The 12,948-nt window shown below is 64.8% G+C and carries 8 protein-coding genes; 4 read left to right on the top strand and 4 right to left on the bottom strand.

Annotated features, from left to right (window positions below; all coding sequences use genetic code 11):
- Nucleotides 1-11: 11 nt before the first annotated feature.
- The 4 genes from N4264_RS18960 to N4264_RS18975 all read right to left on the bottom strand — a co-directional run bounded on the left by N4264_RS18960 (nt 12) and on the right by N4264_RS18975 (nt 8,996).
- On the bottom strand, nt 12-452 hold the full coding sequence (locus N4264_RS18960) for a response regulator (RefSeq protein ID WP_261693800.1): 441 nt from the start codon (nt 450-452) through the stop codon (nt 12-14).
- Entirely contained in the window at nt 449-3,163 is a 2,715-nt protein-coding gene (locus N4264_RS18965) for a CHASE domain-containing protein (RefSeq protein WP_261693801.1), read from the bottom strand. Before N4264_RS18965 ends, N4264_RS18960 begins: the two co-directional genes overlap by 4 nt.
- Nucleotides 3,160-5,292, bottom strand: coding sequence for a putative bifunctional diguanylate cyclase/phosphodiesterase (locus tag N4264_RS18970; RefSeq protein WP_261693802.1), 2,133 nt, complete (start codon nt 5,290-5,292; stop codon nt 3,160-3,162). Before N4264_RS18970 ends, N4264_RS18965 begins: the two co-directional genes overlap by 4 nt.
- Nucleotides 5,293-5,525: 233 nt before the next feature.
- Entirely contained in the window at nt 5,526-8,996 is a 3,471-nt protein-coding gene (locus tag N4264_RS18975) for a methylmalonyl-CoA mutase family protein (protein ID WP_261693803.1), read from the bottom strand.
- Between the two features lie 41 nt (nt 8,997-9,037).
- Here N4264_RS18975 and N4264_RS18980 point away from each other — a divergent pair, with 41 nt between their 5' ends.
- The 4 genes from N4264_RS18980 to N4264_RS18995 all read left to right on the top strand — a co-directional run bounded on the left by N4264_RS18980 (nt 9,038) and on the right by N4264_RS18995 (nt 12,717).
- Nucleotides 9,038-9,772 carry a hypothetical protein gene (locus tag N4264_RS18980; RefSeq protein WP_261693804.1) on the top strand — a complete coding sequence of 245 codons (735 nt, stop codon included), beginning with the start codon at nt 9,038-9,040 and terminating at the stop codon, nt 9,770-9,772.
- Nucleotides 9,773-10,040: 268 nt separating this feature from the next.
- Nucleotides 10,041-11,144: a Glu/Leu/Phe/Val dehydrogenase dimerization domain-containing protein gene (locus tag N4264_RS18985; RefSeq protein WP_261693805.1), complete on the top strand. Its 1,104-nt coding sequence runs from the start codon at nt 10,041-10,043 to the stop codon at nt 11,142-11,144.
- 76 nt (nt 11,145-11,220) lie between these two features.
- Entirely contained in the window at nt 11,221-11,541 is a 321-nt protein-coding gene (locus N4264_RS18990) for an EthD family reductase (protein WP_261693806.1), read from the top strand.
- Nucleotides 11,542-11,559: 18 nt separating this feature from the next.
- A complete protein-coding gene (locus tag N4264_RS18995) occupies nt 11,560-12,717 on the top strand; it encodes an isovaleryl-CoA dehydrogenase (RefSeq protein WP_261693807.1) in 1,158 nt (385 codons plus the stop codon).
- The last annotated feature ends 231 nt before the right edge of the window (nt 12,718-12,948 follow it).

The following is a 12,948-nucleotide window of genomic DNA, read 5'->3' on the forward strand; positions in this document are numbered from 1 at the left end:
CTGGCCGCCGGTCACGGCGGCAGCACGACGATGGTGAACCAGAAGTTCTCGATGTTCTTCACTACCTGGATGAACTGGTCGAAGTCCACCGGCTTAGTGATGAAACAGTTGGCATGAAGGTCGTAGGTTCGCACCAGGTCCTCTTCCGCCCGGGACGTCGTGAGGACCACCACCGGGATGCGCCGCAGTGACGGGTCTGACTTGATCTCTGCCAGCACTTCACGGCCGTCGATGCGCGGAAGATTCAGATCCAGCAGGATCAGGTCGGGGCGCGGCGCTTCCTGGTACGGCGGGCGGCGATACAGGAAATCCAGGGCATGTACGCCGTCGCCGACCACGCTCAGCCGGTTGCAGAAATGGCCCTCGCGCAGGGCCTCGCGCGTCAGGCGCACATCGCCTTCGTTGTCCTCCACCAGCAGGATCTCCACCGGACGGCCATCAAGCGTGGTCATGCCGACTTCTCCTCAACGACAGGTAGGGTGAAACAGAAGCGGGCGCCCTGCCCCAGCTGCGATTCCACCCAGATGCGTCCGCCGGCCCGCTCCACGATCTTCTTGCACAACGCAAGGCCGATGCCAGTGCCCGGATATTCCTGGCGCGAGTGCAGGCGCTGGAAGATCACGAAGATACGCTCGGCATACTGCGGATCAATCCCGATCCCCTGGTCGCGAACACAGAAGCGCCAGCAATCACCGTCACGCTCCGCATCGATGTTCACCGTGGGCGGCTGGTTGCCATGAAATTTGAGCGCATTGCCGACGAGGTTCTGGAACAGTTGTGTCATCTGGCCCGGATCGGCCTTCACCTCCGGCAGGAAGCCGATGTGCACCGACGCCTTCGTCTCCAGCATGCGCGCCGAGAGATTGCGCAAGGCCGCATCCACGCAGGCGGCAGAGCTGGTGATCCTGGCCGGATCACCACGCGAGGTAATTCGCGAATACGTCAGCAGGTCATCGATCAGCTGCTGCATCCGCGTGGCGCCGTCGACCGCAAACCGTATGAAGTCGTCGGCATCCTGGTCGAGCTTTCCGCTGTAACGGCGAGACAGCAGCTGGACGTAGCTGGCGACCATTCGCAGCGGTTCCTGCAGGTCGTGCGATGCCACATAGGCGAACTGCTCCAGATCGGCATTGGACCGTTGCAGCTCCACGCGATGCAGTTCCAGCGCCTGCTGTGCACGCCGGCGTTCGGTGATGTCGCGCACGATGGCCGTGAAGTACATGCCATCGTCGCTCTCCCACGAGGCGATGGAAATCTCGATCGGAAATTCCTCGCCATTGCGGCGAATGCCGTGCCGCTCGATGGTACGGCCGATCACGACGGGCTTTCCGGTGGCCAGGTAGCGGGCCATACCGTGCAGATGCGCCTCATGGTCGCGCGCGGGCATCAGTACGGTGAGTTCCCTTCCCTGCAGATCCGCCGCCGGCCATCCGAAGCACCGTTCTGCCGCCGGATTGATGTACCGGATACGCCCATCGGCCCCGGCAGTGACGATCGCATCATTGGCCGTATCGGCGACGGCCTGGAAAGCGTGCTGGCTGCGCCGGAACTCGGTGGTCATGCGCTCTGCAATCGATAGCGCACGCGAACGTGCACCCGCCAGCAGCCAGGCGATGAGGAACAGCATCAGGCTGCAGGCCAGCCCGGCGCTCAGCACCCACAAGGGCCCCGACGTCTGGTTGGCCAGCATGAACGCCGGTGTCGCCTGCATACTGACGGTCCAGGGATGATTGCCGAAGGTCAGGCGCCGTGTTGTCGACAAGGCACTGCCCTGCAGGTCGCCGACGAGCAAGGTGTCTGCCGCCAGGAGACGCGCGGGATCGACCGCGTCGCCATCGAAGATCTGGACGTGCAGCAGATCGCGCGCATCATCCTGGATCCACTTCATCCAGTCTGATCCCCGCGCAGCGAGATAGGCGACCCCCTCCATGGCCCGCAGATCCTCGTCGCGGCCACCGCCGCGCAGTGCGACAAAGACAGCGAAACCCGGCTCGTTTCCCCCGACCGTCGGAATATCGAGCTTGCCGGTCAGGGCGGCCTCGTCCCGACCCATCGCGTGCGCGATCGCTGCGTCACGCACGGGATCGACAGACAGGTCATATCCCAGCGACTGTTGCTGTACACCGATCGGCTCCACGAACGTCAGCGGGTAGTACTCCGGCCGCTCGCCGGCAGGCCACACGCGAAATGCGGGATTGATGGCCTGCTGTGCCTTCAGGTAGCTGCCCAGTGCCGCCGCGGGTACACGTGGCGCAAATCCGACCGAGGCCGCACCGGGATAGCGCACGCCAAGGTCCAGGCGCTCGATGAAGCGGCGCCATTCGTCCGGCTCCACCCGTTCAGACGCCGCAAACAGGCCCTGCACGCCGTGCAGGATGTCCAGGTAGCTGAGCAGGCGGTCGCGGATCGTATCGGCCATCTGATCCGCTGCAAACTCGAAGGCCTGGCGCTGGCGCGACAGATGCGTGGACACGCTGGCCTGCCACACGAGCAAGGTGGCACCCAGACTGATGGCGAAAACGGCGGCGGCGGCAATTCCACCGACGTGGCCGCTGACGTCGTGGTCGCGACGTTCGACGCGCGCGTTCACCAGCGCCATGATGCCGAGTCCAGCCGCCATCAGACCCACACTGCTGGCGAATGACACGTTTGTCCGGAGCGACCAGCCGACATCCGGCGCGATGCCCATCAGGCGCCCGAACAATCCGGAGAGACCCAAAGCCAGCGCCACGCCAGCGCACAGCATGATCAGCAGTTGCACCCGTGCGCGACGCGAGGGATGCGCCGTCAGGCACAGTGCGGTGGCGGTCCCCGCCAGGCCAATCGCGGCATTGACCGGCAGGCGGGCCAGCCAGGGCAGGCCGCGGCGCAGCACGTCCGACTGGCCGCTCAGCGTCAGTCCCGCGACGATCAATGCGGCCGCCAGTACCGGTACCGACAGCCAGGCTGCACGACGCCCGCCACGGGCTTGCAAAAACAGGGATGCGCCGACCAGGGCGAGGCAGAAGCTGGCGGGCGGCGACGGCACCAGGCCATCCTTGATCGACAATGCAGCCAGCAATCCCAGGATCGCCAGCCCCACGACGACGACCGCGAGCACCTGGGCGAGTCGCGTCGCTGTTTCCCTGCCGGAGAGTGGAACTGCCGCGTCCTGGGCACTCATTCCTGGGCAGCCAGTCGTTGCACAAAGCGCTCGGCGGACTCAGGCTTGCCGATGTAGTACCCCTGCAGACGATTACAGCCCAGTGCGCAAAGCACGGTCAGGTGCCGCTCCGTCTCGACGCCTTCGGCAACCACTTCGATTCCCAGGATATGCGCCATGGCAATGATGGCGCGAACGATGACGGCGTCGCGCGAGTCGGTCGTCGCGTCCGTCACGAAGCTGCGATCGATCTTGATCACGTCGACCGGAAAGGCCTTGAGATAGGACAGCGAACTGAAACCCGTGCCAAAGTCGTCGATCGCGATCGCAACGCCGAGGCTACGCAGTTCGTCCAGGAGTGCCCGCGATTCCGGTCGCTGCATGACGGTTTCCGTCAGTTCCAGTTCGAGGCGATCCGAGCTTAATCCACTTTGCTGCAAAACGGTACGCACCTCCTGCACCAGCCCACCCGATTCGAGCTGCCGGGCGGACACATTGATCGCCACGCTCGGCGGCTTGCCGGTCCTGACGTGCCAGCGGCTGGCCAGCGACGCGGCCCGGTGCATGACCCAGTGGCCGATCATCTGGATCAGGTCGGATTGTTCGGCCAGCGGCAGGAATTTGTCCGGCGACAGCCGGCCGCGCACGGGGTGGTTCCAGCGCACCAGGGCCTCGGCACTGACGACACGCCCCTGGCCGTTGACGATGGGCTGGAAGTCCAGTTCCAGCTCGTCGCGCACGAGCGCGTGCCGCAGCTCCCGCTCCAGCGTCAGGCGCTCCTGCAAGGCCTGGTTGAGATCGGACGAATAGAAATAGAGCGTGTTCAGGCCGAGCTGGCGCGCCTGGTACAACGCCGTCTCTGCGCACTTGAGCAAGGCCGTTGCCTCGTCCGCATCGCCCGGTGACAAGCTCAGTCCGACGTTCGCGCCGAGATAAAATTCGTGTTCGCCCACCCGGTACGGCAGGCGCAGGGCATCCAGGAGCTGCTCGGCCAGCAGCGATGCCTGGCTCACCGCGTCGCGATCGCCGCAGGCCAACGCGAACTCGGCTCCGCCGGTGCACGCCAGCACGGTGCCTTCGGGCATCAGCCGCTGGATCCTTCCCACGGCCGCCTTCAAGGCCAGGTCGCCGACGTCGTGGCCGAAACTCTGATTGACGGCGCCCAATCCGACCAGCGCGATACCCAGGATGGCGACGGCGCTGCCCTGCCGGCGAACCGAAGGCAACAACTGGCGCAGCGTGTCGATAAAGCGACGCCGGTTTGGCAGGCCCGTCACGCTGTCGTGACTGGCCACGAACTCCAGGTGTTCCTGCACCAGCTTGCGTTCGATGGCATAGCGCAGCGCCCGCGCGACGTGATTGCCGTCGCCGCGCCCCTTAACGACGTAGTCCTGCGCCCCGAGCTGGATGGCGCGCAAGGCGGTGCTTTCATCATCGCGCCCGGACAACACCACGATCGGCACGCTCTCGGCCGCCTGCACCAGCATGCGCAAGGTCTGCAGTCCTTGGGAATCGGGCAGTCCAAGGTCGGTCAGTGCCGCCGCATAGCGGGCACGCCCCAGTTCCTCCAGCGCGGCCGAAAGACTGCTGACCCAGTTGAGCTGGTAGCGCGGCTCCACCTCGCGCAGCAGTTCGCGAACCAGGCGTGCGTCGCCGGGTTCGTCCTCCACCAGCAGGACCGGAATGTCGTCGGGATGCGTCGTCGCGCCACTGGGCAGACTGACCACGCTCAGCCAGAAATGCCCGACGCTCTGCATGACGCCGAGGAACTGGTCCACCTCCAGCGGCTTGCGCACGTAGCAGGCTGCATAGGCGTCATAGGCGCGGCGTACATCTGCCTCGTTCGACGACTGGGTGATGACCACCACCGGAATGTGCGCCAGCGCCGGGTCCTGCTTGATGCACTCCAGCAGGTGCAGCCCGTCCATGCCCGGCAGGATCAGGTCGAGAAGGATCAGGTCCGGCAGCGGATGATGCTCGTACGTTTGCTGCCGGTTGAGGATGATCAACGCCTGTTCGGCGGATTCGGCAACGGTGAGGCGATTGAGCAACTTCGCCTGCTTGAGCATTTCGGCAACGAGACGAACATCGCCCGGATTGTCCTCTACGAGGAGAATCTCAATGGGACGCCCAGTGAACTCGATTCCCATGCGCCAGTTCCACCGCGGGATAGGCCGTGCCCGGAGCCGCCACAACGGTACGACGAAATTCGCTCGATGTGTACTGATCTACAACGGAACCGAGCAGCCGGATGCCCGGCGCCCCCATTGTGACAGGGTTGCGCGTTCTGGAAATAGTCCCGGACGCCTGCGGTACGGACTTTGGCAAGTGTGAGCGACGGGTGAAGAAACCGGGCGGGTCTAAACCCGCCCGGGGGCAGCGGTCACATGTTGCGGCGATACTCGCCGCCGACGTCGTACAGGGCGTGGCTGATCTGGCCCAGGGAGTTGTACTTCACCGCCTCCATCAGCGCCTCGAAGATATTGCGACGATCGCGCGCCGTCTGCTGCAGCGCGCCAAGCGCGCCCGCCGTGCTGCCAGCGAAGCGGTTCCGGTTTTCCTGATACCGGCGGACGTTATCGATCTGCTGGCGCTTTTCCTCTTCGGTGGACCGGATGAGCTCGATGGTCGTGGCGATCTCGCCGCCATGGTCACGCGGCAGAAAGGTATTCACGCCGATCAGCGGCAGGCTTCCGTCATGCTTCTTGTGTTCGTAGTACAGGCTTTCTTCCTGGATCTTGGAGCGCTGGTACATGGTGTCCATGGCGCCCAGCACGCCGCCGCGCTCGCTGATCGCCTCGAACTCCTTGTAGACAGCCTCTTCGACGATGTCGGTCAGCGCTTCGATGATGAAGCTGCCCTGCCAGGGGTTTTCGTTGAAATTGAGCCCCAGTTCGCGATTGATGATGAGCTGGATCGCCACCGCGCGGCGCACACTCTCCTCCGTGGGCGTGGTGATCGCTTCATCGTAGGCGTTGGTGTGCAGCGAATTGCAGTTATCGAACAGCGCGTACAGGGCTTGCAGGGTCGTGCGGATATCGTTGAACTGGATTTCCTGCGCATGCAGCGAACGGCCTGAAGTCTGGATGTGGTACTTCATCATCTGGCTGCGCGCGCTGGCGCCATAGCGTTCACGCATTGCACGGGCCCAGATGCGGCGGGCGACGCGGCCGATGACCGTGTATTCCGGATCCATGCCGTTGGAGAAGAAGAACGACAGGTTCGGTGCGAAGTCGTCAATGTGCATCCCGCGCGCCAGGTAGTACTCGACGATCGTGAATCCGTTGGACAGCGTGAACGCCAGCTGGGAAATCGGATTCGCGCCGGCCTCGGCGATGTGGTAGCCGGAAATGGAGACGGAATAGAAATTGCGGACTTTGCGATCGACGAAGAATTGCTGGATATCGCCCATCATGCGCAGGGCGAACTCGGTGGAGAAAATGCAGGTGTTCTGAGCCTGATCTTCCTTGAGGATGTCTGCTTGCACGGTACCGCGCACCGTGGCCAGCGTCTCGGCGCGGATCGCCGCGTAGGTTTCGGCATCGACGACCTGGTCGCCGGTCACGCCCAGCAGGCCCAGGCCAAGCCCGTCATTGCCTTCGGGCATCATGCCCGAATAGCTCGGGCGCTCGCCGTCACGGAACAATTCGCTGATCTTCTCGCGTGCGGCCTCCCAGCGGGCCGTGTCGGCGCGCAGGTATTTTTCCACCTGCTGGTCGATGGCGGTGTTCATGAACATCGCCAGGATGATTGGCGCCGGCCCGTTGATCGTCATCGACACGGAGGTGGAAGCGGCGCACAGGTCGAAGCCGGAATACAGCTTCTTCATGTCGTCTAGCGTCGCAATGGACACGCCGGAGTTGCCGATCTTGCCGTAGATGTCCGGGCGCGGCGCGGGGTCTTCGCCATAGAGGGTGACGGAATCGAAGGCGGTGGACAGGCGTGCCGCCTTCTGGCCCACCGACAGGTAGTGGAATCGGCGATTGGTTCTTTCCGGCGTTCCTTCGCCGGCGAACATGCGGATCGGATCCTCGCCCGTGCGGCGATAGGGGTAGACGCCGCCGGTGTACGGATACTCACCGGGCAGGTTCTCGCGCATCAGGAATTTCAGCAGGTCGCCCCAGTCACGGCAGGTCGGTGCCGCGACTTTCGGGATCTTCTGGTGCGACAGGGATTCGACGTAGTTCTCGACGCGAATGGTCTTGCCGCGCACCTGGTATTCATTGACCTCGTCCGTCACCGAGCGGTAGCGTGCCGGCCACTCGCGCAACAGGGTCACTGCCTCGGCCGACAGCGACTTCACCGCTTCGTTGTAGCGCTGGCGCAGCAGGATGACGGAACGCTCTTCTCCCTCGCGCACGCCGGGCGCGACGTCTTCCGGCGCGTACAGGTCCAGCTCGCGCGGCAGCCTGGGGTCCGCCAGTTCGCGCAGAGCGTGATAGACGCTCTGCGCCTTGGACGCGGCGTCGGCCTGGAGCTCGATATCGGAATTGATGCCACGCCCTTGTTCGGCGATCTCGGCGAGGTACCGCACGCGTTGCCCGGGAATCAGCACGGTGGCGCGGGGCTCCCTGAGGCTCGTGTCGAGGGCCGGTGTCCAGGTTTCCGCAGACAGCTTGAGCTTGTCGCGCAGCAGGCGGCACAGGTTCACGAACATCCAGGATACGCCCGGGTCGTTGAACTGGCTGGCGATCGTGGGGTATACCGGGACATCCTCGTCCTTGAGCTGGAAAGCGACCCGGTTGCGTTTCCACTGCTTGCGCACGTCGCGCAGCGCATCTTCCGCGCCGCGGCGGTCGAACTTGTTCAGCACGACCAGCTCGGCGAAGTCGAGCATGTCGATCTTTTCCAGCTGACTGGCGGCGCCGTAGTCGCTGGTCATCACATAGGTCGGGAAGTCGACCAGGTCGACGATTTCCGAATCGCTCTGGCCGATGCCGGCGGTTTCGACGATCACCATGTCGTAGCCCAGCGATTTCAGGAACGCGATGCAATCCTTGAGGACCGCATTCGTGGCCACGTGCTGGCGGCGCGTTGCCATCGAGCGCATGTACACACGCGGACTGCGCAGCGAATTCATGCGGATGCGGTCACCCAGCAGCGCACCGCCGGAGCGGCGACGCGTCGGGTCGACAGCCAGCACCGCGATCCGCATCGTGGGAAACGCGTGCAGGAACCGCAGCAGCAATTCGTCCACGACGCTGGACTTGCCGGCGCCGCCGGTGCCGGTCACGCCGACCACGGGCACCTTGGCGCCCGCCAGTTGCCATTCCTTGCGCAGGCGCGCCAGCTCGGTTTCGTCGAGCTCGCCCTCTTCGATCGCGCTGAGCACGCGGCCGACGGAGACTTCGTCCTCGACGCTGGGCCGGCCCATCGCCGTATCGCGCGCATCGGCACCGTTGCGGGCACGGCGGATGACATCCTCGATCATCGCCACCAGTCCCATGTGCATGCCGTCGTTGGGGTGGTAGATGCGCTCGACACCGTACTGCTGCAGCTCGGCGATCTCCTCCGGCGTGATCGTCCCGCCGCCGCCACCGAACACACGGATATGCGATGCCCCCCGTTCGCGCAGCATGTCGACCATGTACTTGAAGTACTCGACATGCCCGCCCTGGTACGAGGACAAGGCGATGGCGTCGGCATCTTCCTGCAGCGCGGCGCGAACCACGTCCTCCACCGAGCGGTTGTGACCCAGGTGGATCACCTCGGCGCCCTGCCCCTGGATCAGGCGGCGCATGATGTTGATGGCCGCATCGTGACCATCGAAGAGACTGGCCGCCGTGACGAAGCGAAGGGGACCCTTTTCGGCAGACAGGTCGTGCGCAGGAACCAGCTTGGCAGGAGTGCTCATCGTTTGCCCGAAATCGCTGAGACAGGATGCCCACTATTGTAATGCGCGCGGTGGCGGCGCCTCCGGCGCGCTGTCCGGACAACACGCGCCCCGCAGATCGCTATCATGGGCGCCTTGCCCATCGGAAACTGACCATGGCCCGTCACCGCCTTGCCCCCGCGCTACTCACCTGCCTGATGGCGACCGCCCTGCTTCCCCTGGCTGCTGCCGCGGCCGACCTTCCGCTCAAGAACGGCGATTTCGAACTGCCGGCGGGCGAGAAAGGCGTGCCGGAGTGGCTGACCATCGTGCATGCCGGCCCGCCTTCCTACGTCATGAGCCTCACCAAGGACGAGCCCGGCGCGGGCAAGCAGAGTGCGCGGATCGAACGCACGCACGTCAATGCGTTCGGATCGCTCAAGCAGACCGTCGACGTGCCAGACATGGTCGGCAAGAAAGTCGAGCTCGCCGGGTTGCTGAAAACCCAGGGCGTCGGCGACGCCGGCGCGGTTCTCTCGATGACCTTCCTCGCCGGCTCGCGCATCATCTCGCAGCATCGCACCGAGCTGCGCAAAGGCGATTCCGCCTGGGCCCCGGTCAAAGTGGTCGCCGAGGTGCCGCTGGGCACCAACAAGATCAGTGTCGCGGCGATGCTGATCGACGGGGGCTCGGTGTGGTTTGACAACATCACCCTGCGCACCGTCGAGGGCCCCGCCAAACCGACTGCGCGCGACAAAGTGCGCCCGAACAAGCCGAAGGCGCCGGCCGGCCACCCGCCGAAGACCGCCGTCAACTGAACGCCCCGGGCCCGGGCATCCCCCGGCGCCCTGCCGGCACCGGGGAAAGGTTTCCAAAAGTGCCACCTCCCGGCTACACGCCCCGGCCGGACTGTCGTCCAGCCGGACGCGGGGCTACACTACGCGCCGCCGGCGTCCGCCCCTTCTCGCAGACGCCGACACTTTCGTAATTCTCTCAGTCACTTAGCGCCAGTTCTTGCGTGGTCGCCGGGGAAATCGCGATCGCGGCCATGCAACGCCGGCGTCTCCACACCGGAGTAGCACGTCGATGATTTTCGAAACCCTCGCTCAGACGGGCCACGAGCAGGTCGTTTTCTGCCACAACAAGGACGCAGGCCTGAAGGCCATCATCGCGATTCACAATACCGTGCTGGGCCCTGCGCTCGGCGGTACGCGCATGTGGTCCTACAAGACCGAGCAGGAAGCCCTCAACGACGTGCTGCGTCTCTCCCGCGGCATGACCTACAAGGCCGCGGTGTCCGGCATCAACCTCGGCGGCGGCAAGGCGGTCATCATCGGTGATCCCTCCAAGGACAAGTCCGAAGCCCTGTTCCGCGCCTTCGGCCGCTTCATCAATTCCTTGAACGGCCGCTATATCACGGCTGAAGACGTCGGCATCGACGTCAACGACATGGAATATGTGCTCAAGGAAACCGAGTTCGTCACCGGCGTGCACCAGGTGCACGGCGGCTCGGGAGACCCCTCGCCCTTCACCGCCTTCGGCACGCTGCAGGGTCTGATGGCCGCGCTCAACGTCAAGTTCGGCAACGAAGACGTGGGCAAGTACAGCTATGCCGTCCAGGGCGTGGGCCACGTCGGCATGGAGTTCGTCAAGCTGCTGCGCGAGCAGGGAGCCAAGGTGTGGGTCACCGACATCAACCAGGAAGCGGTGCGCCGCTGCGTGGATGAGTTCGGCTGCGAAGCCGTCGCGCTGGATGAAATCTACGATGTGCCGGCCGACATCTACTCGCCCTGCGCCCTGGGTGGCACGGTCAATGAGAAGACCCTGCCGCGCCTGAAGTGCAAGGTCATCTGCGGCGCAGCCAACAACCAGCTCGCCACCGACGCGATCGGCGACGAAGTGGCGGCGCGCGGCATCCTGTACGCGCCCGACTACGCGGTGAACGCCGGCGGACTGATGAACGTCTCGCTGGAAATCGACGGCTACAACCGCGAACGTGCGATGCGCATGATGCGCACCATCTATTACAACCTGGGCAAGATCTTCCAGATCGCCACCCGCGACGGCATCCCGACCTACAAGGCCGCCGACCGGATGGCCGAAGAGCGCATCACCGCCATCGGCAAGATCCGCCTGCCGCACATGGGCAACCACCAGACCCGCTTCCTCGGCCGCATGCGCGGTCAGTAAGGAATGCCCGAGGCCGGCCGCCCCCCGGGCGGCTGGCCGCAATACGCTGTTGCCGCCCTCGGCGGACGAGGTGGTCATGATCCGTGTCAGTGGTTTTTATCGGTGGCGCGACGGCGCCCGCTTCGATCACGCCGACTACGCGGGCCGTCACATGGCCATGGCGCGCGAGCTGCTGCAGCCGTTCGGGCTCACACGCCTGGAAAGCGATCGGCGCCTGTCAGCCGCGGCGCCCGCGAGCGGCGAGATCGTCGCCGCCAGCCACGCCTATTTCGCCACGGTGGAAGACGCGCAGAATGCGGTCGTGAAGGCCGGCGCTTCGCTCCTGGCTGATGCGGCGAACTACACCGACCTTGTCCCCGAGATCTGCCTTTTCGCGGTCAGCGACCACGCCGACTGACTGCCTGGAGAAACCGCCATGCGCCCGTTCCCCCTTGGTGAAGACCTCGATCTGCTGCGCGAAAGCGTCCGCCAGTTCGCGGAGAAAGAGATCGCCCCGCGCGCCGACCTGATCGATCGCGAAAACGCTTTTCCGTCCGACTTGTGGAAGAAATTCGGCGAAATGGGCCTGCTCGGCGTCACCGTTCCCGGTGAGTACGGCGGCTCGGAAATGGGCTACCTGGCCCACGTTCTGGCCATGGAAGAGATCTCGCGCGCCTCTGGCTCGATCGGTCTTTCCTACGGCGCACATTCCAACCTTTGCGTACAGAACCTGTTCCACAACGGTACCGAGGAACAACGCCGCAAATACCTGCCGGGGCTGTGCTCGGGCGAGCTGGTCGGGGCACTGGCCATGAGCGAACCCGGCGCCGGCTCCGACGTCGTCGGGTCCATGACCTGCCGCGCCGAGCTGAAGGGCGATCGCTGGGTCGCCAACGGCTCCAAGATGTGGATCACCAACGGACCGGATGCCGACGTGCTGCTGGTGTACATGCGCACGGCGCCGCGTCCGGCCGGCAGCCGCTGCATGACGGCCTTCATCGTCGAAAAGGGCATGAAGGGTTTCAGCACGGCCCAGAAGCTCGACAAGCTGGGCATGCGCGGCTCCAATACCTGCGAACTGGTGTTTGAAGACTGTGAGATTCCGGCCGAGAACATCGTAGGCCAGGTCAACGAGGGCGTGCGCGTCCTCATGAGCGGACTGGACACCGAACGCCTGGTCCTTTCCGGCGGCCCGCTGGGCCTGATGCAGGCCGCCATGGACATCACCCTGCCCTACGTGCGCGAACGCAAGCAGTTCAATGCGCCGATCGGCACCTTCGGCATCATGCAGGCCAAGGTGGCCGACATGTACACGGCACTGCAGTCCTCGCGTGCCTATGCCTACATGGTCGCGCAGGACTTCGACCGCGGCGTCAAGTCGCGCATCGACCCGGCCTCCTGTCTGCTCAACGCATCGCAGAACGCCGTCAAGGTGGCGCTCGAAGCGATCCAGGCACTGGGCGGCAACGGCTACATCAACGAGTTCCCGACCGGCCGCATCCTGCGCGACGCCAAGCTGTACGAGATCGGCGCGGGCACCAATGAGATCCGCCGGATGCTGATCGGGCGGGAACTGTTCCACGGCAAGAGCTGACGGCCGCCCGACGCAGGGGGTAGCACGATGGTGTTGCCCCCGCGCAACGTGACGAAGGCGTAGAGACCGCAAGCGATCTTATCCCTGTCCTTGCGCTTCCTGCTCCGGCGAACGGGCGGTACCCGCACTGCGCCGCCCCCCAACCGCTTTGCAAAACCCGCTGACCGGAGCCGCCGATCGGCGCAAGACAGCCGCGTCCGCCTGTGTTGGAATCGTGCGTTTGTTGCAATC

This window comes from Tahibacter amnicola (genome assembly GCF_025398735.1).
Lineage (GTDB): Bacteria > Pseudomonadota > Gammaproteobacteria > Xanthomonadales > Rhodanobacteraceae > Tahibacter > Tahibacter amnicola.